This is a genomic window from Methylocystis sp. H4A, from assembly GCF_015709545.1.
Classification (GTDB): Bacteria; Pseudomonadota; Alphaproteobacteria; order Rhizobiales; family Beijerinckiaceae; genus Methylocystis; species Methylocystis silviterrae.
The window spans coordinates 202661-227291 of the sequence record NZ_JADNQY010000023.1; the positions used below are offsets into that span (position 1 = coordinate 202661).

Consider the following 24631-nt stretch of genomic DNA (forward strand, 5'->3'; position numbering starts at 1 on the left):
CATGCGCCCTTCCCCGGTCATCGCCGTCATCCGGTTTCGAGGGGAACGGACTTCAGGCTATAGAGGATGGACGGCCATTGCGCTTGCGCGAGGAAGAACCATTGAAAATCGGCTCGCGCAACTCTTCTCTGAGCCGATTGGCGCGCGTTTCGGCGATCGCCGCCGGCGCGCTTCTCGCTGCGAGCGCATCACTCGCACAGGTCAAGCCGGCGACTCCAACGCCGCCGGTTCGAGCCCGCTCCGGCCCGGCGCAGCAAAAGCAAAGAACGCCCTCGCCTCCACAGGAGGTTGGGCGACCGCCGGCGCGGCAGCCCCGTGCAACGCGACCTCCGACGATCATATCGCCGACGCCGAGCGCGAAGCCCGTTCCGCAAACTCCGCGGGCGCCTGGCGTCGACGCGCTGTCGCCGCCGCGAACGCCGCCTCCGGTCGATATAAGCCAGCCGCCGCCGACTCTCCCCCGCGCGCCGCGCGAGAAGATGCGGGCCTGCGCCGAGGAATGGGACAGGATGAAACGCGAGTCGAAAGATGGTTTGCCGATGTGGCGCGATTTCGCGACGGAATGCCTGACGCGCTAGGCGCCGCTAACGGCTGACGCGCGCCTGACGCGCCGAAAATGCAGTGAGCTGTAAATGCTATCGCCCGGGGTGCGTCTCACTGGACGCGCGCCCCCGGGCGATGAGTGCGTGAAGCGCTGCCGCAATGACGCGAAAGACCGATCGCGCATGCGAGGCGCTTCGGCTTACGCGGTCGCTGGCGCAGCTGGCGGGGTTGGCGTTTTTGCCTTGCGCGGCGTGCGCTTCTTCGCGGTCGCCTTGCGCGTGCTCTTCTTGGCGCTGGCCTTTTTCACGGCGCCGCGCTTTTTCGTCGCCACCTTGCGGACGCCCTTGCGGGCCGTCTTTTTAGCAGCGGTCTTTCGCGTAGCCTTGCGGGCGCCCTTCTTGGCCGCTGACTTCTTCGTCGCTGCCTTCCTTGCGGTTTTACGCGCACCCTTCTTCGCTGCAGCCTTCTTGGCCGGCTTACGCTTCATTGTAGCTCTCGCCATAATAAGTCCCCTTGATCCGAATTGCCGGAACTATGGTCCACCGACAATACGCGCAAATAGCGTAACGCGGTTAAGCAGTCGTTCAAGTGCTGCGCGCGCAGAAGTGATCAACGCAACGCATGACGAGGCATGTTGAGCGCAGTCGCGCGACAAGCAAAATGATCGTGAAGCTGCTTTGCAAACGCTTCGGCGAGACTATCGCGACAGGTTTGCGCCGCGCGTTTTATTGACGACGATCCGTGCGCGGATTCGGTTGACGACATCCGCTCCGAGAAGGCTCCAGACGTGCAATCGCACGCTCTGCCGCAAGTCGCGCCTGTTGTTCAATTACTTGATTTGCTTTTGTATCCGCGAACAGTTGCGACTCGCGCACGCTGCCCGAGATGGATCGCGGCGCAATATGTCGGAACACGATGAAAAATCGCGGAGCGCGCCTGTCGCGGTCGGGCGACTCGACGCCGGCACAGAGACGGAGGACGTGGAGCGGCGCCGACCTCGCGCGCCTCCGAGGCGCGCGCGAGGTAGCGCATTCGGAGAGAAAAAAAAATTGTGGTCAGCGCGGTCGGATCAAAAAAAAATGGCGCACGACAGCTGCGCTGGGAGAAGAATCGCGCAGCGCGTGCCGTGAACTGATTCGTTTTTTCGACGAACGGGCGCGCGTCAGACGCCCAACTTGCGCTTGAGCAGCTCGTTCACCGACTGCGGATTCGCCTTGCCGCCCGTCTGCTTCATCACCTGTCCAACGAACCAGCCGAGCATCGTTGGCTTCGCCTTCGCCTGCTCTACCTTGTCGGGATTGGCGGCGATGACGGCGTCGACGGCGGCTTCAATCGCGCCTGTGTCGGTCACCTGCTTCATGCCGCGCGCTTCGACAATCTCCTTGGGATCGCCGCCTTCCGTCCAGACGATCTCGAAAAGATCCTTGGCAAGCTTGCCGGAAATAACGTTCTGCGAGATGAGGTCGATGATCGCGCCCAAAGCCTGCGACGACACTGGCGAGCGCGTGACGTCGAGCCCCTCCTTGTTCAGACGGCCGAACAATTCGTTGATCACCCAGTTGGCCGCAAGCTTGGCGTCGCGTCCCTTCGCCGTCTCCTCGAAGTAGTCGGCGGCCGCCCGCTCCATCACAAGCACGCCGGCGTCGTAAGGCGGCAGGCCGTATTGCTGGATAAAGCGCGCGCGCTTTGCGTCGGGCAGCTCCGGCAACTGCGCCCTGAGCGCCTCGACATATGGCTGGTCGAACTCGAGCGGCAGCAGATCCGGATCGGGAAAGTACCGATAATCATGCGCTTCCTCCTTGGAGCGCATCGAGCGCGTCTCTCCCCTCCCTGGATCGAAGAGCCGCGTCTCCTGGGCGATCGCGCCGCCATCTTCGAGAATGCCGATCTGTCGACGCGCCTCGACGTCGATCGCCTGGCCAATGAAGCGGATGGAGTTGACGTTCTTGATTTCGCAGCGCGTGCCGAGCGGCGCGCCGGGGCGGCGCACGGAGACGTTGACGTCGGCGCGCAGCGAACCCTGCTCCATGTTGCCGTCGCAGGAGCCGATGTAGCGCAAGATCGTCCGCAGCTTCGAAACATAGGCGCGCGCCTCCTCAGCCGAACGCAGGTCGGGCTTGGAGACGATCTCCATGAGCGCGACGCCGCTGCGATTGAGATCGACGTGGCTTTCGGTCGCCGAAAGATCATGCAGCGACTTGCCGGCGTCCTGCTCGAGATGCAGACGCTCGATGCCCACGGTGATGCGCTCGCTTGGCGACACGTCGACGATCACGGCGCCTTCGCCGACGATCGGGTGCTTGTACTGAGAGATCTGGTAGCCCTGCGGCAGGTCGGGATAGAAATAGTTCTTGCGGTCGAAAACCGAACGCAGGTTGATCTTGGCCTCTAAGCCGAGACCTGTGCGGATCGCCTGTTTGACGCACTCCTCGTTGATGACCGGCAGCATGCCCGGCATGGCCGCATCGACCAGGGAGACGTGATTGTTCGGCGCGCCGCCATACTCCGCGGAAGCGCCGGAGAAGAGCTTGGCGTTGCTCGTCACCTGCGCATGTATCTCCATGCCGATCACGACTTCCCAGTCGCCGGTTGCGCCGCTGATGAGCTTGTTGGGAGCCGCCTGTGTCGTCATATCCGCCTCGCTAAACTTACCCGTTCCATATAAACCACGCTTCGCAAGAGCGGAACGGCCGGCGCGCAGCAGAGGAAAACGGGCGAGATGGCCACGGAACGGAATTCTGAGGACAGCCGCCGAAAAGGCCTCATCGCCCGCATGCGCGGCGCGCCCCGCTATGTGAGCATTCCTGTGGGCGTCGGCCTGATCCTCGGCGGAACCATTCTTGCGCCGCTTCCCGTCTTCGGGGTGTGGATGTTCCCTTTGGGCCTTGCGATCCTCGCCCCGCACTCGCCGGGCGCTCACAGGCTGTCGCGGCGTTTCCATTGGTGGTCGCTAAAGTTCCTGCGCTGGTCGATCCGCAACGGTTTCGTCCGCGTCAAGAGAAAAGCCCCCAACGGCGATCAGGAAGAGCGTTCGCCGTCCGCCGATCCTTGAGAGTCGCCCTTTAGCGCGCGAGCGCCCATCAGCCGCTCTTCGTAGTGGATCGACCAGTCGATCAGCGCGCGCCACAGGGTCATCGCGACCTCGACCGACAGTCCCTCGCGGCGCGCGGCGCCAAGCACATGCCCCAATACTTCCTCGACGCGCTCGGGGACATTGGCGGGGATTCCCAGCGCGGGTTTGATCCTTGCGGCCCGTTCGATTTGTCGCTGTCGCTTTGCAAGCAGCGTCACAAGCTCTTCGTCCAGCTCGTCGATCAAACGGCGCACATCGGACATTTCGTCCTGCAGCGCTTGCTGCGGGCGTTCCGCAATGTCCTTTTCAGCGCTCGGCGTCGTCATCATCAGCCCTCGCGCCACCATGGCTGCGGAAGTTCGATCTTGGGCGCCGCCCGTTCGATCGCCGCAGCGAGAGAGAACAGCGTCTCCTCGTCGAATGCTTTGCCGATGAGCTGCAACCCGAGCGGCAAGCCGTTCGCCGCGAGACCGCCCGGAACGGCGACGCCGGGAAGACCGGCCATGTTCACCGTAACGGTGAACACGTCGTTGAGATACATCTCTACAGGATCGGCCGAGCCCTTCTCTCCCTGCGCGAAGGCGGTCGACGGCGTCGCCGGCGTCAGGACGGCGTCGACGCCGGACGCGAAGGCTTCGTCAAAGTCACGCTTGATCAGGCTGCGAACTTTCTGCGCACGGACGTAATAGGCGTCGTAATAGCCGGCGGAGAGCACATACGTGCCGATCATAATGCGCCGCCGCACTTCCGGACCAAAGCCCGCTGCGCGCGTCTTCTCGTACATTTCGCTGACGTCGCGGCCCTGCTCACGACACCCGTAACGCACGCCGTCGTAGCGCGCGAGATTGGACGAGGCTTCAGCCGGCGCGATAATGTAATATGTCGGCAAGGCGTAGCGCGTATGCGGCAGGGAGATTTCGACGATCTCTGCGCCCGCGTCCTTCAGCCAAGCGGCGCCTCTATCCCATAACGCGGCGATCTCCGCCGACATGCCGTCGAGGCGATATTCCTTGGGCACGCCGATGCGGCGTCCCTTCACGGAGGCGCCGACAGCGGCTTCGTAGTCCGGCACAGGCGCGTCGACGCTGGTCGTGTCTTTCGGATCGTGGCCGGCCATCGACCTGAGCATGATCGCTGCGTCGCGCACGGTGCGCGTTATCGGTCCCGCCTGATCCAGCGACGACGCGAACGCGACGATGCCCCAGCGCGAGCAGCGGCCATAGGTCGGCTTGACGCCCACAGTGCCCGTGAAGGCGGCGGGCTGACGGATCGAGCCGCCTGTATCTGTCGCCGTGGCGCCAAGGCAAAGACGCGCGGCCACCGCCGACGACGAGCCCCCCGAAGAACCGCCCGGCACGATCTTGGCGTCGGGATCCGCGGCGCGGCGCCACGGCGAAACAACGGGGCCGAAGGCGCTCGTTTCGTTCGACGACCCCATCGCGAATTCGTCGAGATTGAGCTTGCCGAGCATGGCCGCGCCGTCGCCCAGCAGATTTGCCGAGACCGTCGATTCATATGTCGGCGTGAAGTCGTCGAGAATTCGACTCCCCGCCGTCGTGCGCACGCCTTTGGAGCAATAGAGATCCTTTATGCCGAGCGGCAGACCCTCGAGCGGGCGCGCGTCGCCGCGGGCGATGCGGGCGTCGCTCTCCTGCGCCTGCGCCAGCGCGACCTCCGGCGTCTCCGTGATGAAACAATTAAGCGCGCGCGATTTGCTGATTGCGTCGATGTGCGCCTGCGCCAGTTCAACGGCGGAGAGCTGTTTGGATTTGAGAGCGTCGCGCGCCTCGGCCAATGAAAGATGCGTGGGGTCGGACATTTGTCCCTTTATATCTGAGGCCGCCGCATGCGCGGCGCCGGCGCGACAAGCGCTATTCGATCACCTTGGGCACGACGAAATAATAATCCTCGCGCAAAGGCGCGTTGGCGAGAATCTCATCGGCGATGCCGCCGTCGGTCACGACGTCGGCGCGCTTCTTCATTTGCATCGGCAAGGCAGAGGTCAACGGCTCAACGCCCTCGACATCGACCTCGCTCAACGTCTCCACGAAAGCCAGGATGGCGTTGAGTTCGCCGCGCAGGCGCTCGACCTCGCTGTCTTCGATGGCGATACGCGAGAGATGGGCGATCCGGCGGACGGTCGCGGAATCAACGGACATCTAGGGCTCCGCAAGAAAGGTCTCGACGGGCGCTATAGCGCTTGGCCTTTCGCGGCGCAATGTTGCGAAGCGGATCGTAGAGGCAAAAAGCCGAAGCGTGGAGCCCGTTGAGTTTGCGGAATTGCGGCGGCGTGTTAGCGAAATCGCGGTGACCATGCGCGCGACGACCCTTGAAGAACTGGCGGCGCTTCTGCCGCCGAAGGGCCGGCTGATGGGATTGGATCTCGGGACCAAAACCATCGGATTGGCGCTTTCGGACGTTGAGCGGCGGCTCGCGTCGCCACTTGATACGATCGCGCGAGCGAAGTTTTCTCCAGACGCCGCCGCTTTGCTCAAACGCGCGGCCGATTTCGATATTTGCGCGCTGGTGGTCGGGCTGCCGCTCAACATGGACGGCACGGAAGGGCCGCGCGCGCAGGCGACACGCGCCTTCATGCGGAATCTTTCTAAGCTCGCATCCCTGCCCTTCGCCTTCTGGGACGAGCGCCTCTCGACCGCGGCTGTAACGCGCGAATTGATCGCGCAGAACGCCTCGCGCGCCAAACGGGCCGAAGTCGTCGACCGAATGGCGGCCGCCTATATCCTGCAGGGCGCGCTCGACCGTTTGAAACGTCTGTAGTGGCCTCGATCGCAGCATTACAACCTTTGATAGAATTTTGTTCTTGACACGGGATAGGCGTGATGGAAGAAAAATATAAGAAAGTCCGATGCTTACCTTATTCATAACCTGCCTCGTGGTCCGTGGAGACTGACAGCGATGCCCCGGCCAGATGCTTCTCAAAAAGATTGCAGCAAGTCCCCCGGAACGACCGCAGAGAGCGCCAAAGCCAATGAGGAGGCGGCATCCATCGCGTCATATATTGCTGATATGTCAGACGAGATGGCGAAACTCGCCAGTCGCTGCGACATGCCCATGCTCTGCTATTTCTTGAATCTCGCCCGCGCCGAGGCGGACATGCGAGCGCGCGAGCTTGGCGGTTATCCAATCGACAGATCGGCCTGAGTTACAACCTATAGTTGATTACGAGGGAAACGCTGTTGGCGCCGTGACGCAGCAAGCGCCCCTCAATGTCGAGCTCGACGAGGACTCCCTGCACTTCGCGCGCCGTCAATCCGGCGACACGGATGAGATCGTCGATCGCGATGGGCGCAGGTCCGAGCAGGGACAGGATGATCTCATGCGCGTCCCGCCGCGGCGCCTCGTCGCCTCGCGGGCGCGCGTCGAGATCAGCGACGCAATCCGCTGACGGGCCTGGCGGCGAGAACCGCTTGGGAGCGGCTCTTTCCTCAAACGCCGCGCCATCGAGGCCGGCGAAAAGATCCAGTTCGTCGATCAGAGTGTCCTGTCCTTCGAGAGAGTCGTCGTCAAAGAGATTCTTGCGCGGCGGGGTCCCCGCGTTCTCGGCGAGCACCGAAATCACGTCCTCGGGGCGCGCACACAGCGTCGCGCCTTGGCGGATGAGATCGTTGACGCCTTCGGCGCGCGGATCGAGCGGCGAACCCGGAACGGCGAAGACCTCTCGCCCCTGCTCATTGGCGAAACGCGCCGTGATCAGCGAGCCGGAACGCCGCGCCGCCTCGACGACGATGGTCGCGCGGCTCATCCCGGAAATGATGCGATTTCGGCGCGGAAAATCGCGGCCGCGCGGCTCCCATTCGATGGGCATTTCAGAGACGATCAGTCCCCTCTCGGCGATCTCTTCGACAAGCCGCGCATGTTCGGCCGGATACGGGCGCGCATGGCCGCCGGCGAGCACGGCGACCGTGCCTGTTTCGAGCGTGGCGCGATGCGCGACGGCGTCGATGCCGCGCGCGAGGCCAGAGACAATGACGTAATTCTCGAGCGCGAGGCTGCGCGCAAGGCGTTCAGCGAAGGCGAGACCGGCGGCTGAAGCGTTGCGCGAGCCGACAATCGCGACGCCATCACGCTGCGCGGTCCAGGAAACGCCGCGCATTGCGATGAGCGGCGGCGCATCGGCGATTTCCCGAAGCAGCGGCGGATAGTCCGGATCGCCCGTGGTGGCGAAGCGAACGCCGAGCGCGCGCGCCGCCTCGATCTCGCGCAGCGCTTCCTCACGGGGGGCGATGCGGATGATCCGACCGCGCAGGGACCGCGCCGCAAGCGACGGCAGCGCGTCCAACGCCGCGCCGGCGCCGCCGAAACGATTGATGAGCTGTCTGAAGGTGCGCGGCCCGACATTTTCGCTGCGGATGAGCCTCAGCCAGTCGACGAGCTGCTCTTCGCTCAACCGACCTGGCGACGCCTCGGTCACGCCTTCTGTCCGATGCGCGTTTCGGCGCCGGCGCGCAGACGGGCGATGTTCTCTCGATGCCTGTAGAAGACGATTGCGGCCATCACCGCGACGGTAAAGGCTTCGCCGCCCTGGCCGAGCATGAGCAAGACCACCGGCGCCGTCGCGCTCGCGATCAGCGCGGCAAGCGACGAGTAACGCCACAGCGCCGCCGCCGACAGCCAGACGGCGCAGAAAATCAACGCCGTCGGCCAGTTGAGCCCAAAGAGCACGCCAAGGAACGTCGCAACGCCCTTTCCGCCCTTAAACTGCAGCCAGACCGGCGCAATATGACCGATGAACGCCGCAAGACCGGCGATCATGCCCCCTTCGGGCGAAAGCGAGGCGCCGATGAGCGCCGCCGCCGTGCCTTTCAGCCCGTCCAGCAGCAGCGTCGCCGCCGCGAGATCCTTTCGACCGGTGCGCAACACATTGGTTGCGCCGATATTGCCGGAGCCGATCGCGCGCAGGTCCGTCGTGCCCGCGAGGCGCGTGAGCAGGAGACCGAAGGGAATAGAGCCCAGCAAATAGCCGATCGCAAGGGCGACGATGTCGTAAATGATGGAGTTCATCCGTGAAAACGCGATACTTCTCGACAGCGAAAGGCCACAGGATGCTAAAGGAGGCGCTATCGCGCCGCAATAAGCGTTTTCAGTCACGACGCCCGCCTATATTTCAGGACGGCCGTCGAGGCCTTGTGGGCGCCTTTTTTAATTGAAATCGCTCTCTGGAAGCTCGCGCGACACATCCGCGCGTCGCGTTTTCGAACTCGAGGCGGTAAGAAGGCTAAAATCAGGAATCGAATGACTGAGCAACGCAGGCCGCGCCCACGGGCTTTTCGCCTCGAAGGCGACCAGACGGTCACAGCCAAGGCGACGCCGCAGATCGACGATGCCGGGAAGCCATCTATCGAGGTCGTCGAGGCGGAATTTGACGCTTTCGCGCTTGAGGCCGCCCAGCTCGCGGACGGCTTGACCGGGGATGAAGCCGCCGTCGAAGCGGCGCAAGCCGACGGCATGCTGCGCCGCTACGTTTTCTCATGGGGCGGCGTCTTTTTGTCGGCGGTCAGCGGGCTTATGTCCCTGGCCTTCACGCTCTGGATATGGGGGTTTGTCGAAGACCTGTTCCAGCGCTCCGCCCTTCTCGGCATGGTGGGACTGAGCCTTGCGGGTCTCGCCGCCGTCGCCGCCCTCATCTCCATCACGCGCGAGTTTCGCGCCATCGGCCGGCAGAATCGTATCGCCAAGCTGCATGCCGCGCTGGCCGAGGCGCATGCGAGCGATGACGGCAAGGTGGCGCGCGAGCGCGTCGGCGAACTTTGCAAGCTCTATGAAGATCGTCCGGACACCGGCCGGGCGCGCGCGCTGCTCAACGACTATTTGAAGCGGATTATCGACGGACGCGATCTGATCACCCTCGCTGAGCGTAATCTCGTCGCGCCCCTGGACGAAGAAGCGCGGCGCGAAATCGCCGGCGCCGCCAAACGCGTCTCCGTCGTCACCGCGATCAGCCCGCGCGCGCTCCTCGACGTGCTTTTCGTTGTCGGCCAGGCGATCGTGCTGATGCGAAAAATCGCGGAGATTTACGGCGGTAAGCCGGGGCTGCTCGGTTTCTTCAAGCTGGCCCGCTCGGTCGGCGCGCATCTAGCCATCACCGGCGGCGTGGCGGTCGGCGACTCCATACTTCAGCAGGCGCTCGGCCACGGCATTGCCGCACGCATTTCGGCAAAGCTCGGCGAAGGCGTATTGAATGGGCTTCTCACCGCGCGAGTCGGCCTTTCCGCCATGGCCGTCTGCCGACCGACGCCCTTCATCGCCGAGAAGCAGCCGGGCGTCAGGGACGTCGCGCCTTTCCTCTTCGGCGACAAGACCAAGAGCTGATCCGCATTGAAAGCAGCAAGCCTGAAAATCACCACCTGGAACATCAATTCCGTGCGGCTGCGCCTGCCGCTGATCGCCGACTTTCTCAAGAGCCGGGCGCCGGACGTGCTCTGTCTGCAGGAGACGAAATGCCGGGACGCCGAATTCCCGATGAAGGATGTCCATGCGCTCGGCTATGAGCATATCGCGATCAACGGCCAGAAGGGCTACCACGGCGTGGCCGTCATTTCGAAGCGGCCTTTACGTTTCGTCGAGAAGCGCGATTTCTGCGAAAAGGGCGACGCGCGTCATATCTGCGTGGAAATTGACGCCCGGAGCGGCCCGATATCGCTGCATAATTTCTATGTGCCGGCCGGCGGCGACGAGCCTGACGTCGACATCAATCCGAAGTTTCAGCACAAGCTCGATTTTCTCGATGAAATGCGCGACTGGATTGTCACTGAAGGGGTCTCGCGCGGCCGCGCGGTGCTCGTCGGAGACCTAAATGTCGCGCCGCTTGAACATGACGTCTGGAGCCATAAGGCGCTATTGAAAGTCGTGAGCCACACCCCAGTCGAGGTCGAGAAGCTTACCGGAGTGCTTCGGGCTGGCGCTTGGGTAGACGCCATGCGGCATTTCGTTCCGGCGGAAGAAAAGCTTTATACTTGGTGGAGCTATCGCGCCGCCGATTGGGAGGCGTCGAACCGGGGGCGCCGGCTTGACCATATTCTGGTGAGCGAGGCGCTTGGCGGCGGGCTGGAACGTCTAGACGTGCTGCGCGACGCGCGCAGCTGGACCCGCCCGTCCGACCACGTGCCGGTGACGATCGAACTATCTGACTGAGCGCAAACGGGGATCGGGAGGCGAGACGGCGGCATGATCGCGCGCGATCTGATGAACAGCGACTTTCCTTATGTAACGGCGGACGCAGATCTCGATTACGTCGCGAAACTTCTCGCTGAATGCGGGCTGGGCGCCGTGCCGGTCGTCGACGACGAACTGACGCCTATCGGAATCGTGACGCGCAGCAATCTCGAACAAGCGCGCCCGCAACCCCTGCCCGACCTTGGCGCCATTCCGGGGTTTCTGCTGCGCAACAGGCCCAAACCGGTATTTCACTCGAATGGTCGCGTGTTGCGCGAAGTGATGACGTCGCCGGCGATATCGATTTCCGACTTCGCCAAAGTTCCCGACATCGCGCGAATTATGGAGAGCCATAGCCTCAAACGCATTCCCGTCGTTGATGGGCACAAGATCATCGGCCTCGTGCTGCGCAAAGAAGTCATGGAGGCGATGGCGGGAGGCTTTACCGCCATGGCTTTGGAGGCGCATCGGCGTCGTCCGCTGATCTCCCTTCCGCAGCAGACAGGCGATCGCTGCGCCGTCGCGACGGCGCTGGAATTTCGCGAGCTCGTCGCAGCGCATGAGCGTCAGCTCGACCTCGAGCGCGTCGAACGTCGACGGGTGGCGATCGAACTGCGCGAACAACGCATTCGTGATCTCGCGAGCCAGCGGCTGACGGACCCGCAATGGCGCGAGATGCTGGAGCAGGCGCGACGCAGCGCGGCGGCCGGACTCACCGAACATGTGCTCATCCGGTTCCCGTCGCAGCTTTGCGCCGACGGCGGCCGCGCGATCAATGCGCCAGACCCCAATTGGCCGGCGACTCTGCGCGGCGAGCCAGCCGACGTCTTTCACCGGTGGCGTAATGAACTGCACCCTCGCGGCTTTCGTATCGCCGCGCAAATCGTCGATTTCCCCGAAGGTCTGCCAGGCGACGCTGCGCTCTTCCTGATGTGGAGCGCGGCGCGCAATTGAGTGCGCGTCACCCGCCGCCGACGCCCGTGTCGGCGCGCAAAGCCGCAAGCGAAGGATAGCGCCGCGCGGCGCCGTCGGTCTGCACTTCAACCGATCCGTCGGAAAACATCACATAGATCGATCCGCTGGCGATATAACGGTCGACTTCAACCGGCGCCGGCGGCGGCGGCGTGGTCGGGACAGGCTGCTGCTGTTGTTGCGGCGCCTGCGCGCCTTCAACCAGATCTGCCGCCGCGCGCGCCTGCGTCGCAGGAACTTTATCGGCGATGCGGCCCAAAACGCCGATTGCGCGCCCAAGCGCTATCGTCACCACGCCGCCAGAGACCGCCGTGGCGCCGCCGATGAACAGGCTCCAACCGCGCTCGAGCTGGATGTAATCCCAGCCGGTCCACATGCCATAGGCGCCGGAAAGCGCAAGCGCGAGCCCGAGAAAAATGACGCCCAGGCCGTATCGTCTCATCGTCATCCTTCAGTGATTGTCCGGGCCGGAACCTATCACAAGGCGCGCCGACCGCCATAGGAACGCAAGTCCTCGGGGAAGACGCGCGAATACTTGAGGGCGCGCGCAGCGCCGCGCCGCCGCGAAATTTTAAATCAAGATATATGTATGTTAGTTATATTAACATCAATATGTAGTTGTTAAATTTATCTGCCATGTCCGCACTGGAGTATTTTTTTCCGTTTATTTTCAATTAGATAATAGTATATATAAGATGCGGCATGGTGTCACATCGTAATTCGATCAATCAATACAAACGTCATCGTCACAGCGTCGACGCGCGCGTGCGGCGGAGGAGTGCCGAAAACCGGCCGACGTCGGCAATCGTGGGGAGAACCGTAGATGAAAAGTTTAACTGGCGTGCGCGGGCTGCTGGCTGGCGCAGTGATTGCGGCCGCAGCTTTTTTCGTCGCGCCATCAGCCGCTTTCGCGCATGGCGGCGTGATGCTCGAGCAAGACGAGTGCGTGCTGCGGATCGGTCCGAACACCATGCACTTCATCGGCTATCAGCGCTCGGGAGAAGAAGCGGAGTTTTGCGAGGACATCGCCAAAACCGGGCCGACCGTCATTGCGCTGACCGCGGTTTCGCCTGATCTGCGCGACATGGCGATCGGCATCCGCATCGTTAAGGATGTCGGCGATGAGAAGGAAAAGGCCAACCTCAATGCGGTCACCGTCGCCTATATCGAGCCGAAGGTCTATCGCAACGGCATCATGACCTTCGAACACGACTTCAAGGATGCTGGTCGTTATGTCGGAATCGTCACTGTGCGCGACGACCTTGGCAATGAATGGGTCTCGCGCTTTCCCTTCTCGGTGGGGCTCTACACCTTCTGGGGACTGATCGAATATATCCTCTACGCCGTCGGTTTCTTCTCGCTTGTCGGCCTGATGTGGTGGATGCTGCGCGCAGGCGCAAAGAAGAAGACGCACGCGGGCGACGCCATCGCCTAAGCAAGCGGCCCGAAGATTGCAGCATGGCTCGGTCGCCGACGAGCCATGCTTTTTTGTCGCTACAAAGCGAACATAGCTGCGCCGTTCGGGATCTCGCGATATTGCCGCATGCGGCGCGCGGGTTTAGTTAAGCGCGTGCAGCTGAGGCTGACAGGCTACGCTCGTCTAACGTATTCAGGAGAGAATTATGTCCTTCACCCTGGAAGATCTGCCTTATCCCTACGACGCTTTGCAGCCTTATCTTTCCCGCGAGTCCTTCGAATATCACCACGACAAGCATCACGCGACCTATGTCGCCAATGCAAATAATCTGGTGAAAGGCACCGAATACGAAGGCAAGCCGATCGAGGAAGTGATCGTCACCGCCTACAACCGCAACACGCCGATCTTCAATAACGTCGCCCAGCATTTCAACCATCACCATTATTGGAAGTGGATGAAGCCGAACGGCGGCGGCGCCATTCCCGGCAAGGTCGAGAAGGCGATCATCGAGTCCTTCGGCTCGGTCGACAAATTCCGCGAAGAATTCCAGAAGGAAGGCCTCGGCCAATTCGGCTCCGGCTGGGTGTGGCTCGAAGCGAAGGATGGAAAGCTCGCCATTCGCAAGACGCCGAACGCGGAAAATCCACTCATCCATGGCGCCGCGCCGATCCTCGTCGCCGACGTCTGGGAGCACTCCTATTACATCGACTATCGCAATCGCCGCGCCGACTATTTAAAGGCGTTTCTCGATCATCTCGTCAATTGGGAACATGTCGAGGAAATGTTCGACGCGGCGTAGCGCCACTTCGTTCCGCGCGGCGCGCCTAATTTGCGCGCCGCGCATTTTTTAAGTTGTGAATAAGCGCCGAGGCGGCAAGCAGCAAAAGCGCCGCAAAGACGAGCACGGCCGCCACGGCATGCGAATCTTCCCATTGACGTCGCGCCGCCTCGAACGCCGCCGGCATCTTGGTCCAATTCTGCGTCGCGACATTCATGGGATAGGTCCACGTCCAGAAGATCGCCTGCGTTCCAGTGAGCGTTACGAAGGAGGCGAACGAGAGGACCGCCGCAATCCGGTTGCGGCGAACGGCGATCGTATGCGCCAGCGTCGTCAGTAGTGCGAGGACGACGGCGATTCCGAAATAGGCCCAGCCGGCGTAGATCTGCTGAACGCTCATGTAGTCGGCCGGCGAAAGCGCCATCTTATTGGCGCGCTCGAAAAAATGCGCGCCCGCCGGAATCACGCATAGCGCGACGCTCGTGATTGCGGCGATCTGCAAGCCAAAAAGCATCAGCGGCGTCCTTCGCTGCGCCTACAGTCAGCTCGGCGCGGTCAATCAGCGGCGATTTTCGGCTGCGACTCGACGACTCGCTTAAGGTCAGCGAGGCCGCGATCGAATTGCGCCCCGACCGTCTTGTCGATGTTCAAAAACTTATGCATCGCCTTGCCCACAAATTCATGGTGGCCGGACATCGCCCAGGTGACTTCCGTGCTGTTCTCGCCCAAAGGCTTGAGATTGAATTGCACGTCGTGCTTGGCTTTGAACGGCTTTTTGAATTCGAGCTTGATGCCGACGCGCTCGCCCTGGCGGCTCTCGACGATCTCCATCTGACCGACGCCGACCTGCTTGTCGCCGGACCATGAATAGGTCGCGCCGTAGCCCTGCGGCGTCCCTCCATATTCTTCCTTCATATTGGGGTCGAGCTTGGCCCAGGGCGACCAGTCGGCCCAATTGTGAAAGTCGTTGATGTGGCGAAAAACCACTTCCGGCGGCGCGTCGATCACGATCGAGCGGGCGATGCGGAATTTATCGGGCAGGAAGGAGATGTAGGCGATCAGCGCGCTGACGAGAGCGAGGAAAACGAGAGCGAACATCGTCATTATGCAGGTCTCCGCAAGAGCGTGAGTCCGTCGAGCGAACGGCCCGCGGACTTGCAATTTCGTTCCGCGCTCTCCGGGCCGAGAGATGTCGCTTTCTCGCGAAGCGCTCGCCCACGGCCCGCCGCCTGACGCGCTGGGCGTCAGTTTAGAGCGGCGGGCGCAATACGCAACGCATTGTGGGTTAGATGAGGCTTCCGCAGAACGCCTGGATCTTTCGGCAGGCGTCTTCGAGCAGCGCGTTCGATGCGGCGTAGGACACCCGGAAATTGGGACCGACGCCGAACGCCGAGCCTTGCACCACGGCGACGCCCTGCGTTCCCAGGAGTTCGGTCACGAAATCCTCGTCGGTTTCGATGACCTTCCCATCGGGGGTCTTACGCCCGATGGCGTCGGCGCAGGAGGGAAACACGTAGAACGCGCCTTCCGGCGTCGGGCATTTCAAATATTTGGCCTGGTTGAGCATGGAGACCACGAGGTCGCGCCGCTCCTCAAAGGCCTTGCGGAAGACCGCGAGATGGTCCTGCGGCCCTTCGAGGGCTTCAACCGCCGCCCATTGCGCGATCGAACAGGCGCCCGACGTCTGCTGGCCCTGGAGCAGGTCCATGGCCTTGATCAGGGCGCTGGGCCCTGCCGCGTAGCCGATGCGCCAGCCGGTCATGGCGTAGGCCTTGGAGACGCCGTTCATGGTGAGCGTGCGCTCCATGAGCGCCGGCTCGACCTGGGCTGGCGTGACGAATTTGAAGTCGCCGTAGACGAGGTGCTCGTAGATATCGTCAGTGAGGACATGCACCTGCGGATGGCGCAGCAGAACGTCCGTCACCTTCTTCATTTCATTGAATGTGTAGGCCGCGCCCGAAGGGTTCGACGGAGAGTTGAGCACGAGCCATTTGGTCTTGGGCGTGATGGCGCGCTCGAGCGCCTCAGGCTGGAGCTTGAAGCCGTCCTCCATCCGCGTATCGACGAAGACGGTCGTTCCGCCACAGATCGCCACCATCTCCGGGTAGCTCACCCAGTAAGGCGCCGGAACGATCACTTCGTCGCCGGGATTGAGCGTCGCAAGAAAAGCGTTGAACAGGATGTGCTTGCCGCCGGTGGCGACGATCGTGTCCGACGCCTTGTAGTCCAAGCCGTTTTCGCGCTTAAATTTTTTTGCGACAGCCTCGCGCAGCGGCGGAATTCCGAGCACCGGCGTATACCGGGTTTCGCCGCGATCGATCGCAGCTTTCGCTGCGGCGCAGATGTGCTCGGGCGTGTCGAAATCGGGTTCGCCGACGGAGAGGCTGATCACCTCGCGCCCCTGTGCGCGCAAGTCGCGGGCTTTCTGCGTCACCGCGATCGTTGCCGAGGGCTTCACGCGCGACAGGGCGTTGGCGAGGAAAGTCATTGGAGTCGAGTTCCTGCGGAGGGGATAGTGCGCCGCACCATAATTTGCGCGGCGTAGCGTCGCAACGAGATTCACGAGGCTCGCAGGGCCACATGGGTCTATTGTTGATGAAGACTTTCAACAACCTCGCGCGGGGCACACACGATCGCCGCTCTGCCGCGCCACGCGCCAGCGCGATTGCTCGCCATGCTGCGTATCGGTGTTTTCTAAGGAAAAACAATCATCTTTTATCAAATAGCCCGAATCGGCGACTGAGCTTTGGCTCAACTTGATCAAATCAATATTGCCAAGTGTTAACCCCGTTTCACGCACTTCTTAAAAATTTATAAAATTTCCGAAGAATGATGCAACTTTTTCAGCCCATCCTCGTTTCTGTCTTGAGAACGCGGCGACGCGAGTCAATCGCGCGCGGGCCTTGGGGAGAGGTCAAGCGTTACACAAGGGCGAATGCGAGAGGATTAGGGAAAATGTCGCTCGTTGACAAATTTGAAGATCAGATGGAGCCCGCCTTCACGCGCAGCTTCGATAGGGATTCGGCGCGTCGCCAGTTTCGCGTTTCGCTTTTGCTGGTCGCGGCCATGGCGATGGCCGCATTCGTTCTCGGCTTCGCCCTCCCGATCGGTTCGCCCGCGCAAAAGGCCACGCCTGTTGCGACCGACGGCGGCGTTTTCGCCGGGCGACTGGTGACGATCGACCGCTAATCTCCGCAATTTCGTAAGCGGTAAGCAAGGCGCGCGTCTGTCGACGCGCGCAATCTTTTTGGCGGGCTTCAAACCGGCTGCCTTTCAAGCGGCCGGTTTTTGATTGCGTTACGCTCAAGACCCTCTTAGTCCGCGATCACTTCTTATCCATGTGGTGGTGCTCGTGATGCGAGGCGCCGCCTTCCTTGGGCCCGGCGGAGTCCTGGCCATGCGCCTTTTGCCAGCGTTCCATCGCTTCGGCGTCATGCGCATGGGCCGCGTCCGGCGCATCGATCGCCGCGTCAACAACCACTTCGCCGGCCTTTTCGAAGACGAGCGTCATTTCCAGGCCCCAGCCCACCTCAAGATGCTTCTTGATGTCCAAAAGCGTCACATAGACGCCGCCAGGCGCGAGCGTGACTTTCGACTTGGGCGGCAGGACGACAGGCGTGATGAGGTCGAGCTTCTTGGGGTCGCCGTGGATCTCGGCCTTGCCGAACTTTTCCGACTTGACGGCGATCAGCCTGTCGGGCGTCGCGCCACTATTGTGCAGCATTGCGTAGAACTGCGCATTGTTGTCGCCGTCGACGGGGGCGCGAAGCCAGGGATGCTCCACTTTCAGATTGCCGACATCGTATTCATGCGCAGTCGCGGAACCACGCCCGGCGAAGAGCCCAAGCGCCGTCCCGGTGAGCAGAGTCCCGCCGGTCAGCAAAAATTCACGCCGCTTTAGCATCTCGCTTCTCCCTTTGCGCCGGACCTTTGCTCTCGCCGGCCTGACTGGCATCATGACGAAGGATGCGCCGCTCCGATAGGCTCGCGCCTCGTTCGCGCTTGCGACAATATGGCGCGCTAATGCGAGTGCAGGCTGATCTCGATCAAGGGTTCACGGGCGAGTTCGGCGGCGAGTCCCGATAGTCTCTGCATATTCCCGTCGTCGGGCGCGAATGTGCGGAAACGCGCCCGAATGTAGCCGGAACGATCCACGAGGAAATGCGCCTCTTCGATCGCCTCGGACGGCGTTTCATTAGGGTAGCGATTGATCACCGAATAGGCGGTCTCAACCGCCTTGGGATGAACGACCTCTCGAGCTTTCGCCTCCTGCGGGCAGGCCGCGTCATAGATCGTCACCTGGTTTACGCCAGCGGCCTTGGCGGCTTCATGCGCGATCTTCACGCTTTCCGCGCGCGCCGTGGGATCGCCGTTTGACGACCCGCAGCGCGCAAAGGAGATCAGCGTTGGAACGCCGCGCAGCTTGAAGAGAGACGTCGCAGTCTCCTCTGGATCGATCAGCGCGAAATCCGGCGCGATCAGCCATTGAATCATGGGCTGAGGGCTCATGAAGCGCGCGCGGTTTGAATAGGACATCATCAGCAAGAAGTTGATCACGTCCCAGCGGTCGTCGACGTCGAGCTGCTCGCCGAAGGCGGGCATGACGCCGCTTTGTCCGCCATGAGTCAGCCAGTGGAAAATGTCGCCAATCGTATGAGTGCCGACATGCGGAGCCGTCAAATCGGCGGGTTGCACGGGGAGTCCCTGCGGGTTCTTGAGGTCTTTGGCGAGGGGACCATTGCCTTCGCCCTGCCCGCCGTGGCAACCGACGCAGTTCTCCTGAAAATGCGCCAGCCCGCGCGAAACCGATTCTGCGGTGTAATCCTGCGTCGGATCGTCGTACGTGTCTGTGTAGGCTTCTGTCGCGAATGACACGGCAAGCGAGAGCAACGCCGCGGCGGAAATGGCTGGCGTCGCATAGAGACGATACTGGCGAGTCGATGGCGTCCACCAGATCAGCGCCGCCATGATCGCGAGTGCGACGGCGGCAATGCCCCACCACCAGATCGGGCTGAACATCGCTGGGTTCTGTCCCCACGTCGCGATGTAGGACAGGCGGAATGGCAACGGCCAATAGAGACTTGTTTCATGCGAAGCTGGCGTGATGACCGCGATGTAGCCGGCGATCGCAAGCAGCGCGAGCGCAAAGACGGACTCGCCCGCGCCGACCTTGCTGTACCAGGCAAAATTGAATTCGCCTTCGGGTCTCCGGGTGATGTAGCGCGCGAGCGCCAACGCCGCGAGCAACACGGCGCATAGAAAAACCAGCTTCAGCGTGAGCATCCGGCCATAGGGCGTCGCCAGCAGATTGGGGATGCTTCCGACGTTCTCCCAGGCGATCGCAAATCCCGAGACGGCGACGATCGCCATAGCGACCTTTGCGATGAACGACCAGCGTTCGGCGAGCTGCGCCGCAACTTCCGGCGGTTTGCTGCGCGCCGTGAACATCCACCAGACGAGACCGAGCAAGCCGCCAAGCCAGGTGAGGCCGGCGGCCGTGTGGAGAAGGAAACTCACCTGTGTCCACCGCGGCAGGCCGTCGTCGATCGCGTGGCCGGTCACTGAAACAACGGCGATAAGGACCACGCCGACCCACAGCGTCACCTGATCGAGCACATCTGAAGCGACGAAGAGGCGCGCCGCCGCGAGAGCCGCGAAGAGGAACGCGACCAGTTGCGTCCCGATCCAGGCGTTTCCGACGCTCGTGTTGACGGTAAACTCCCACAGCGTGTCGAATTCAATCGGACGATCGGCCGGAAAGATCGCACGCGCGGTGACATACAGCAGCGCGAAGCCAAAAAGGGCGCGCACCAGCGCCAGCGCCGCGACGGCAGGCTTGAAACGCCCGCCGTCCTCGCCGATGAGACGCGGCAGGAGCAGGAGCCCGACCGCGAGGGCCGAGGGCAAGCTCAGAAGGAAGCGGATCGCCGCAAGAGAGAGATACATTTTTGTTTCGCCCGATGTTCTCTGGCGCTCATCTCTTCAGCTCGCACGAGAAGTGAGAAACGAGCAGCGTGTCGCGCAAGCGTAGCCGCGAGCCTGTCACTCGCCCGATGGCGCTTACTTCGCGTCCACGGTGAACTCATAGTTTCCCTCGACGATGTGGCCGTCGGTGGAGAGCACGCGGTAGCGTACGATATATTTGCCGGGCGCGAGCTCCGGCGCATTGGCCGACAATTCGCGCGGCTTGCCGGGAATGGCGCTATTGCCTTCGGCGAGCACCTTACCGTCCGGCGCTTCTATGGTGATCTTCGAGTAAGGCGGTTCGACTCCGCCGCCGAACCGCAACTTGATGGTCTTTGGCGGCGCCGCGACATGTTCCTTGGAAGAAGGCGTAGCGTCGACAAGGAAAGAATGCGCGAGCGCCGAGCTCGTCCCAAACGCGGCTACTATGACGATGGCGCAAGCCCCGGCCGCGGCGGCGAAGCCGAACCCGGCCTGACGGCGCACGCGCGCCGGCGAAGTTCTGTCAGCGTTAGTCATGGCGTCCCTCCCCAGAGGCCTGAGCCCCTTTTTGTTTTGAGATGTTTACGCGTGTCGCGGCGATCAAGACACAGCGGCGGCGTCGGCATCCTTCTTCTTGCCGGAGGGATGCGTGTGCTTCCAATACACGAAAACAATGCCGGCGATGAGCACGGTCCCGGCGATCTGCGGCACCCAGGCCCACAGGGTTTCGCCAACCGTGAATTTGAATTCGGACGTCTCCTGCGTGCCGTCGGGGCGGGTCAGCGTGACGAGGCCGATATAATGGCCGTTGTCCTTGAAGTCGTGCTCCAGATTGAAGGTGCCCTTGGTGTATTTGGTCGCGGGACGATGAACTTCGGTCAGCGCCTCGAGATCGGTGGCCTTCGTGATCGGCGTCAGCGGATCGCGAATGATTCGCAGTTCCAGCGGCATGTCGCGAAACGTCGGATTTTCGATGTCGAACACCAGAATGGTTGGTCCGGAGGTCGGGATCTCGGCGCAATATTCGCTGCGCGATTTGCCGGGTTGATAGGCCGTAATGTGAATCATGTCGTAGCCGAACATGACCATGCACATATTGCCCATCGACATGGCTTCCGGGCCTGCGCCGCCCTCCGACGCGCGCAGCGGGGCCGTCAACGCCAGCGAGAAAAGCGCGCCAAAAACAGCAGCTGCAACGCTACGCCAATTCTTCATTTCCATCCCTCGATCCATATTGAGTCCGGGGCTGCCGCTCTTGTTGGCGAACGTTGCTGAGCCCTGCATCTTCTATAGCGGATTTTTGGTACGCGGCTCGATTATTGTCCCTTGCCAGTACATCGCCGCACGGCTGGACGCTCCTCCTACTTTTGACAAAAGCCAGAAATTGACGCGAGGAAAAACGACCGCGTCATTTGCGTCGAAAGGACGCACCGCTCATCGAGGCATTCGAAGGGAACACGGCCTCTGCTCTAGCAAATGCGTTATGCAGGATTTCGCCTGGGGCCTGCAGAACGCCGCTCGACGCTCAGCGAGCGCCGTCGCGCGGAAGGCGCGTCGTCATCAGAAGCCGCGCCTGGTTTGCGCGACGGGCCGCACGGGGCGGCTGCAAACGAAAACCCCCGGCCTTTTGGGCCGGGGGCTTTTATTTCAATTCGTCAGTATCGCTTAGGGCATATCGCCGGCGACGAACTTCGGAATGACCGGTCCGCCGATTTCGGCCGCAAAGCGGCGACCCGTCGGCGAGAAGAACATCAAGAGGCCGCCGATCTGGCTGTCGGTGTCGTAAGCCAGGTCAGACAGACGCTCGATGTCCCAACGCGCGTCCTGCACCTTCACGGCGATTTCCTTCGTCTCGCCCGGCGCGATCGGAGTCGCGTCCGTCGACAGACCGCGGTCGGCCAACAGATAGTCCGGGAAGTCGGGCTTCGTCGTGAACACGTCAGGGTTCAGGAAGCGCAGGCCGGCCGCCGTATATTCGCCAAGGCGAAGCGGCTCGGAGGTCGTGTTCGTGACCTTGACGTTGATCGTCAGCTCACGGCCAGGAACCTTATAGACGCCGCCGTTCAGATCGGCCGTCACGCGCTCCTTGCCGACGCCCGCCGTGCCGTCCGTAACGAGCGGCGTCAGAGGCTTCTGCAAGCCCGCCTGAAGCGGGATCGTGCGCGGGAAGGTCGAGTTCGTCACAGCGTAGCCGACGATCGTCGCCAGAATGGTCAACGCCAGCACAATCGCGCCAATCCGCTTGTCGTCGTCGGTCACCTGCTCGTCAACCTTGCCGGTGGCGACACGGAGATACGAAGCGATGATGCCCTTGCGAACGAACCAGAACAGGATCCACGCCGCGCCAACCGCGAGCCACGGCAGATGCCACGCGTAAACGCGGCTGATGCCGTAGGTCTCGAGGTCGACCGTCGAGCCATCAAGCAACGTCACCGGATCGGTGAAGTCCTTCATGTCGCCCTTGATCTCGATCCACTGGCCGGGGCCGATGATCGGACCGCCGCCCTCGACGTTGACCTGCGCATGAACGTGCCAACGGCCCGCGCGACGACCGCGAAGGTTGATGGAGAAGGCGTAGTCGTTGCCAGGAACAAGCGACACCGAACGCGGCGCAAACTGATCGCCGATGAACTGCGCCGTACGAACCAGAACCGGACCGGGCTCGCCGGCGTTCAGGAACGACACGCGCGGATTGGCGACCGCTTGCGGCCAGGCCGAGAACACATGGATCTTGCCCGACAGCACCATCTCTTCATTGACGTTCACCGTCGTCTTCGACCACTGAACGTCATACCAGTTCAACGTGCGCATCCGAAGAAACGCCTGCTGAGACTTTTCGCCGTGCGCCGACGCAGGAGCAACTGCTCCCAGGGTCGCCGCCACAGCCGCCGCCGCGCCAATCGCGGCGAGCTTGACGAACTTTTTCATCGATAAACCTCCCAGGTTCCTCTTCCCGGCCGCCGCCTCGCGCGCCAACCGGTCTTGTCTCTCGCAGCGGACCTTAGCTTTCAAAAAAGCTCCCAGCCCGCCGCTCTTCTTTCTTGCAGGCCGCCGCGGCGCCCGTTCAGCGCCGCAGCCCGCGACGTGGCTTAGATCGTGTCGATGATCTTGGTCGTCGAATACCAACGGCCCATGAACCACCACAGGAAGTACACCATCATCGAGACGAAGCCCGAGAAGAACGCCGCAACCGGCACAACGTCCTTACCGAAGGTGCGCAGCGTGCCGCGCTCGACCATGCGGATATATTCCGGCATCGAGGTGCGGACGAAGTGGAAGCCGATCAGATCCGCAAGCGTCATCAGCTGACCATGCTGCTCCGTCGCCTGGTGGAACGCCGCAATCGCCGGCCAGTTGTTCGGGTAGAACAACAGACCCCAGCCCAGCGAACCAACAATCGCCGTGATCACATAGGAGCCCGACAGAAGCAGGATCACGTCAAGCCAGATCGCCGGAACGATCAGAGCGGACGGGAACACAAGGCTGATCGGGAAGTAGGTCCAGCCCCAGAAGTTGACGTAGCGGTTGATCCACTCGCCAATCAGCAGGCCAAGAGCCGCGAACACCGCGCCGAACGGCAGACGGAAGTTCACCCACCAGAACGCCTGCGCCGCGGCGCAGAAGGTCACGCCGAGAATCGGCACGACCGTCGGCCACATACGACGATCCTTCCAGTCAACCCAGAAGTCCCAGTCGCCCGCCGTCAGCATGAAGTGGACGTGGTAGCCGCCAAGAACGGCGAAGAACAGAAGAACAAGAAGCATCCAGTCGACCGTCTGAACGCAACCCGCCGCCTCGGCGACGGAGTTGAACGGACCGACCGCCCCCCCGCTTTTCGATTGTGACATCACTCTTCTCCTTGGTGTTTCTCGAACCCGTAAAGCCCGAGTTCTTTCCTTATGGCCTCCGGCAGGCCTTCCCGCCGCCGGCGCCCGGACGGCGGAGCTCCCGCCGGCCGCATCGCTTAAAGCCTTTCGCCCCCGATCAACCCAGAGCCCGAAGACCCCTGCTCGACCGCAACAAGCCAACCCACGCGCTAAGCGACAGGCAAAAGCTCTCTTGTTTTCGCGAAAAGCCCCGGACCAGACGCCGCCCGCCACGGCGAGCGGCGCGCCAGTCTCAATTACTCGGTCAGGAGGGCGACGCCTTCCTTGCCGATCAGACGCTGAATGTTGATCAGCAGCTGAAGCACGACGCCGAACACGCCGAGCGCCATCCAGCCGAAGAACACGAAGCCCCAATGCAGCGGCGCAACGAACAGTTCTTCCATGAACCAGAACGTGTGGCCCCACTCATTCAGGCCGACGTTCGGGATGATCATGAACGGGCCAATCGCCACGATCAGATAGGCCACCGAATAGCCCTTGGAGAAATACGGAAGACGCGTCTTCGCATAGAAGAAGCCGCCAACCGCGATCACCGAGTAAATCGGGTAGCTCATGTAGAACTCGATGATGTGCGACGGCGTGAAGTCCGTGTCGCGAATCACCGTCATGTGCCAGGTGCCGTCCTGCTCCGTGAAGAACGACGCGCCCCAGTAAATGGCCGCGGCGTAAACCACCAGCCACTGCACCTCGACCACCAGGCGGCGCATTTCTTCGCGCGGCGCCAGGTTCGAGAAGTCGCGCGTGCGCGTCTTCCAAAGAAAGCCCGCAAGGCCAATGCCAGAGATCAGCTCAAGCGGGATCTCGGTCCATAGGATCGACATCCAATATGTCTGGAACTCCGG

26 protein-coding genes are annotated in these 24631 nt (G+C 62.2%); 8 read left to right on the forward strand and 18 right to left on the reverse strand.

Annotated features, from left to right (window positions below):
• Window positions 1–742: 742 nt before the first annotated feature.
• Together IYW40_RS10135 and gatB are read right to left on the reverse strand one after the other, a co-directional pair.
• On the reverse strand, window positions 743–1030 hold the full coding sequence (locus IYW40_RS10135; protein WP_196400518.1) for a histone: 288 nt from the start codon (window positions 1028–1030) through the stop codon (window positions 743–745).
• Window positions 1031–1705: 675 nt separating this feature from the next.
• On the reverse strand, window positions 1706–3175 hold the full coding sequence (gene gatB, locus IYW40_RS10140) for an Asp-tRNA(Asn)/Glu-tRNA(Gln) amidotransferase subunit GatB (RefSeq protein WP_196400519.1): 1470 nt from the start codon (window positions 3173–3175) through the stop codon (window positions 1706–1708).
• 87 nt (window positions 3176–3262) lie between these two features.
• On the opposite strand from gatB, the gene IYW40_RS10145 reads away from it, so the two are divergent.
• The gene (locus IYW40_RS10145) at window positions 3263–3595 is read left to right on the forward strand and encodes a hypothetical protein (protein WP_196400520.1); all 333 of its coding nucleotides are present in this window, start codon (window positions 3263–3265) and stop codon (window positions 3593–3595) included.
• Here IYW40_RS10145 and IYW40_RS10150 read toward each other — a convergent pair.
• From IYW40_RS10150 to gatC, 3 genes are read right to left on the reverse strand one after another with little or no spacing between them, the layout of a single operon-like run.
• On the reverse strand, window positions 3562–3945 hold the full coding sequence (locus tag IYW40_RS10150) for a chorismate mutase (protein WP_246720748.1): 384 nt from the start codon (window positions 3943–3945) through the stop codon (window positions 3562–3564). The two genes, IYW40_RS10145 and IYW40_RS10150, sit on opposite strands and share 34 nt — an antisense overlap.
• On the reverse strand, window positions 3945–5435 hold the full coding sequence (gene gatA, locus IYW40_RS10155) for an Asp-tRNA(Asn)/Glu-tRNA(Gln) amidotransferase subunit GatA (RefSeq protein WP_196400521.1): 1491 nt from the start codon (window positions 5433–5435) through the stop codon (window positions 3945–3947). Before gatA ends, IYW40_RS10150 begins: the two co-directional genes overlap by 1 nt.
• A gap of 52 nt (window positions 5436–5487) precedes the next feature.
• Entirely contained in the window at window positions 5488–5775 is a 288-nt protein-coding gene (gene gatC / locus IYW40_RS10160; RefSeq protein ID WP_196400522.1) for an Asp-tRNA(Asn)/Glu-tRNA(Gln) amidotransferase subunit GatC, read from the reverse strand.
• A gap of 154 nt (window positions 5776–5929) precedes the next feature.
• Between gatC and ruvX the strand changes: the two genes are divergently transcribed.
• Window positions 5930–6394: a Holliday junction resolvase RuvX gene (ruvX, locus tag IYW40_RS10165; RefSeq protein WP_018408645.1), complete on the forward strand. Its 465-nt coding sequence runs from the start codon at window positions 5930–5932 to the stop codon at window positions 6392–6394.
• A gap of 385 nt (window positions 6395–6779) precedes the next feature.
• Here the strand turns inward: ruvX and dprA are convergent, their stop codons facing one another.
• Both dprA and plsY read right to left on the reverse strand, forming a co-directional pair.
• The gene (gene dprA / locus IYW40_RS10170) at window positions 6780–8048 is read right to left on the reverse strand and encodes a DNA-processing protein DprA (protein ID WP_196400523.1); all 1269 of its coding nucleotides are present in this window, start codon (window positions 8046–8048) and stop codon (window positions 6780–6782) included.
• Window positions 8045–8638: a glycerol-3-phosphate 1-O-acyltransferase PlsY gene (gene plsY / locus IYW40_RS10175; RefSeq protein ID WP_196400524.1), complete on the reverse strand. Its 594-nt coding sequence runs from the start codon at window positions 8636–8638 to the stop codon at window positions 8045–8047. The genes dprA and plsY overlap by 4 nt, the downstream gene beginning before the upstream one ends.
• A 231-nt stretch (window positions 8639–8869) precedes the next feature.
• On the opposite strand from plsY, the gene IYW40_RS10180 reads away from it, so the two are divergent.
• Genes IYW40_RS10180 through IYW40_RS10190 form a run of 3 tightly spaced genes read left to right on the forward strand, consistent with a single transcriptional unit; the run spans window position 8870 to window position 11743 of the window.
• Complete coding sequence (locus IYW40_RS10180; RefSeq protein ID WP_196400525.1) at window positions 8870–9946, forward strand: TIGR01620 family protein; 1077 nt, start codon at window positions 8870–8872, stop codon at window positions 9944–9946.
• Window positions 9947–9952: 6 nt separating this feature from the next.
• Entirely contained in the window at window positions 9953–10768 is an 816-nt protein-coding gene (locus IYW40_RS10185; RefSeq protein ID WP_196400526.1) for an exodeoxyribonuclease III, read from the forward strand.
• 33 nt (window positions 10769–10801) lie between these two features.
• Window positions 10802–11743: a CBS domain-containing protein gene (locus IYW40_RS10190; RefSeq protein WP_196400527.1), complete on the forward strand. Its 942-nt coding sequence runs from the start codon at window positions 10802–10804 to the stop codon at window positions 11741–11743.
• Between the two features lie 7 nt (window positions 11744–11750).
• On the opposite strand, the gene IYW40_RS10195 is transcribed toward IYW40_RS10190, so the two are convergent.
• Entirely contained in the window at window positions 11751–12203 is a 453-nt protein-coding gene (locus IYW40_RS10195) for a hypothetical protein (protein ID WP_246720749.1), read from the reverse strand.
• A 381-nt stretch (window positions 12204–12584) separates the two neighbouring features.
• Between IYW40_RS10195 and IYW40_RS10200 the strand changes: the two genes are divergently transcribed.
• Both IYW40_RS10200 and IYW40_RS10205 read left to right on the forward strand, forming a co-directional pair.
• The gene (locus tag IYW40_RS10200) at window positions 12585–13196 is read left to right on the forward strand and encodes a hypothetical protein (RefSeq protein ID WP_196400529.1); all 612 of its coding nucleotides are present in this window, start codon (window positions 12585–12587) and stop codon (window positions 13194–13196) included.
• 187 nt (window positions 13197–13383) lie between these two features.
• Window positions 13384–13977 (forward strand): superoxide dismutase, encoded by a 594-nt coding sequence (locus IYW40_RS10205; RefSeq protein ID WP_029651728.1) that lies wholly within the window; start codon window positions 13384–13386, stop codon window positions 13975–13977.
• 25 nt (window positions 13978–14002) lie between these two features.
• Here the strand turns inward: IYW40_RS10205 and IYW40_RS10210 are convergent, their stop codons facing one another.
• From IYW40_RS10210 to IYW40_RS10220, 3 genes are all read right to left on the reverse strand, one after another.
• Window positions 14003–14470 carry a hypothetical protein gene (locus tag IYW40_RS10210; protein ID WP_196400530.1) on the reverse strand — a complete coding sequence of 156 codons (468 nt, stop codon included), beginning with the start codon at window positions 14468–14470 and terminating at the stop codon, window positions 14003–14005.
• A 41-nt stretch (window positions 14471–14511) separates the two neighbouring features.
• Window positions 14512–15060 carry an SRPBCC family protein gene (locus IYW40_RS10215; RefSeq protein ID WP_196400531.1) on the reverse strand — a complete coding sequence of 183 codons (549 nt, stop codon included), beginning with the start codon at window positions 15058–15060 and terminating at the stop codon, window positions 14512–14514.
• 181 nt (window positions 15061–15241) lie between these two features.
• Window positions 15242–16444, reverse strand: coding sequence for a pyridoxal phosphate-dependent aminotransferase (locus tag IYW40_RS10220; RefSeq protein WP_196400532.1), 1203 nt, complete (start codon window positions 16442–16444; stop codon window positions 15242–15244).
• Window positions 16445–16911: 467 nt separating this feature from the next.
• On the opposite strand from IYW40_RS10220, the gene IYW40_RS10225 reads away from it, so the two are divergent.
• Window positions 16912–17145, forward strand: a complete 234-nt coding sequence (locus IYW40_RS10225) for a hypothetical protein (protein WP_014893014.1) — start codon at window positions 16912–16914, stop codon at window positions 17143–17145.
• A 136-nt stretch (window positions 17146–17281) separates the two neighbouring features.
• On the opposite strand, the gene IYW40_RS10230 is transcribed toward IYW40_RS10225, so the two are convergent.
• The 7 genes from IYW40_RS10230 to IYW40_RS10260 form a co-directional block, all read right to left on the reverse strand.
• Window positions 17282–17860: a copper chaperone PCu(A)C gene (locus tag IYW40_RS10230; protein ID WP_196400533.1), complete on the reverse strand. Its 579-nt coding sequence runs from the start codon at window positions 17858–17860 to the stop codon at window positions 17282–17284.
• Between the two features lie 116 nt (window positions 17861–17976).
• Window positions 17977–19902, reverse strand: a complete 1926-nt coding sequence (locus IYW40_RS10235; protein ID WP_196400534.1) for a c-type cytochrome — start codon at window positions 19900–19902, stop codon at window positions 17977–17979.
• 114 nt (window positions 19903–20016) lie between these two features.
• On the reverse strand, window positions 20017–20439 hold the full coding sequence (locus tag IYW40_RS10240) for a copper resistance CopC family protein (RefSeq protein WP_196400535.1): 423 nt from the start codon (window positions 20437–20439) through the stop codon (window positions 20017–20019).
• Window positions 20440–20502: 63 nt separating this feature from the next.
• Complete coding sequence (locus IYW40_RS10245; protein ID WP_246720750.1) at window positions 20503–21123, reverse strand: hypothetical protein; 621 nt, start codon at window positions 21121–21123, stop codon at window positions 20503–20505.
• Window positions 21124–21567: 444 nt separating this feature from the next.
• Window positions 21568–22830 (reverse strand): bacterial ammonia monooxygenase, subunit AmoB, encoded by a 1263-nt coding sequence (amoB, locus tag IYW40_RS10250; RefSeq protein ID WP_196400536.1) that lies wholly within the window; start codon window positions 22828–22830, stop codon window positions 21568–21570.
• Window positions 22831–22991: 161 nt separating this feature from the next.
• Window positions 22992–23750 carry a bacterial ammonia monooxygenase, subunit AmoA gene (amoA, locus tag IYW40_RS10255; protein WP_014892304.1) on the reverse strand — a complete coding sequence of 253 codons (759 nt, stop codon included), beginning with the start codon at window positions 23748–23750 and terminating at the stop codon, window positions 22992–22994.
• Window positions 23751–24025: 275 nt separating this feature from the next.
• Window positions 24026–24631, reverse strand: a 606-nt coding sequence (locus tag IYW40_RS10260; RefSeq protein WP_196400537.1) for a methane monooxygenase/ammonia monooxygenase subunit C, incomplete at its 5' end; no start/stop codon positions are given.

Excerpts from the sequence above, each read along its gene's own strand:
- IYW40_RS10210 (WP_196400530.1), bottom strand. The coding sequence starts at position 14,470 with ATGCTTTTTGGCTTGCAGATCGCCGCAATCACGAGCGTCGCGCTATGC.
- IYW40_RS10135 (WP_196400518.1), bottom strand. The coding sequence starts at position 1,030 with ATGAAGCGTAAGCCGGCCAAGAAGGCTGCAGCGAAGAAGGGTGCGCGT.
- IYW40_RS10215 (WP_196400531.1), bottom strand. The coding sequence starts at position 15,060 with ATGACGATGTTCGCTCTCGTTTTCCTCGCTCTCGTCAGCGCGCTGATC.
- IYW40_RS10195 (WP_246720749.1), bottom strand. The coding sequence starts at position 12,203 with ATGAGACGATACGGCCTGGGCGTCATTTTTCTCGGGCTCGCGCTTGCG.
- IYW40_RS10145 (WP_196400520.1), top strand. The coding sequence starts at position 3,263 with ATGGCCACGGAACGGAATTCTGAGGACAGCCGCCGAAAAGGCCTCATC.
- IYW40_RS10235 (WP_196400534.1), bottom strand. The coding sequence starts at position 19,902 with ATGTATCTCTCTCTTGCGGCGATCCGCTTCCTTCTGAGCTTGCCCTCG.
- ruvX (WP_018408645.1), top strand. The coding sequence starts at position 5,930 with ATGCGCGCGACGACCCTTGAAGAACTGGCGGCGCTTCTGCCGCCGAAG.
- IYW40_RS10230 (WP_196400533.1), bottom strand. The coding sequence starts at position 17,860 with ATGCTAAAGCGGCGTGAATTTTTGCTGACCGGCGGGACTCTGCTCACC.
- amoA (WP_014892304.1), bottom strand. The coding sequence starts at position 23,750 with ATGTCACAATCGAAAAGCGGGGGGGCGGTCGGTCCGTTCAACTCCGTC.
- IYW40_RS10190 (WP_196400527.1), top strand. The coding sequence starts at position 10,802 with ATGATCGCGCGCGATCTGATGAACAGCGACTTTCCTTATGTAACGGCG.
- amoB (WP_196400536.1), bottom strand. The coding sequence starts at position 22,830 with ATGAAAAAGTTCGTCAAGCTCGCCGCGATTGGCGCGGCGGCGGCTGTG.
- IYW40_RS10205 (WP_029651728.1), top strand. The coding sequence starts at position 13,384 with ATGTCCTTCACCCTGGAAGATCTGCCTTATCCCTACGACGCTTTGCAG.
- gatC (WP_196400522.1), bottom strand. The coding sequence starts at position 5,775 with ATGTCCGTTGATTCCGCGACCGTCCGCCGGATCGCCCATCTCTCGCGT.
- IYW40_RS10225 (WP_014893014.1), top strand. The coding sequence starts at position 16,912 with ATGTCGCTCGTTGACAAATTTGAAGATCAGATGGAGCCCGCCTTCACG.
- IYW40_RS10180 (WP_196400525.1), top strand. The coding sequence starts at position 8,870 with ATGACTGAGCAACGCAGGCCGCGCCCACGGGCTTTTCGCCTCGAAGGC.
- IYW40_RS10150 (WP_246720748.1), bottom strand. The coding sequence starts at position 3,945 with ATGATGACGACGCCGAGCGCTGAAAAGGACATTGCGGAACGCCCGCAG.
- plsY (WP_196400524.1), bottom strand. The coding sequence starts at position 8,638 with ATGAACTCCATCATTTACGACATCGTCGCCCTTGCGATCGGCTATTTG.
- IYW40_RS10245 (WP_246720750.1), bottom strand. The coding sequence starts at position 21,123 with ATGGAAATGAAGAATTGGCGTAGCGTTGCAGCTGCTGTTTTTGGCGCG.
- gatB (WP_196400519.1), bottom strand. The coding sequence starts at position 3,175 with ATGACGACACAGGCGGCTCCCAACAAGCTCATCAGCGGCGCAACCGGC.
- IYW40_RS10240 (WP_196400535.1), bottom strand. The coding sequence starts at position 20,439 with ATGACTAACGCTGACAGAACTTCGCCGGCGCGCGTGCGCCGTCAGGCC.
- IYW40_RS10200 (WP_196400529.1), top strand. The coding sequence starts at position 12,585 with ATGAAAAGTTTAACTGGCGTGCGCGGGCTGCTGGCTGGCGCAGTGATT.
- gatA (WP_196400521.1), bottom strand. The coding sequence starts at position 5,435 with ATGTCCGACCCCACGCATCTTTCATTGGCCGAGGCGCGCGACGCTCTC.
- IYW40_RS10220 (WP_196400532.1), bottom strand. The coding sequence starts at position 16,444 with ATGACTTTCCTCGCCAACGCCCTGTCGCGCGTGAAGCCCTCGGCAACG.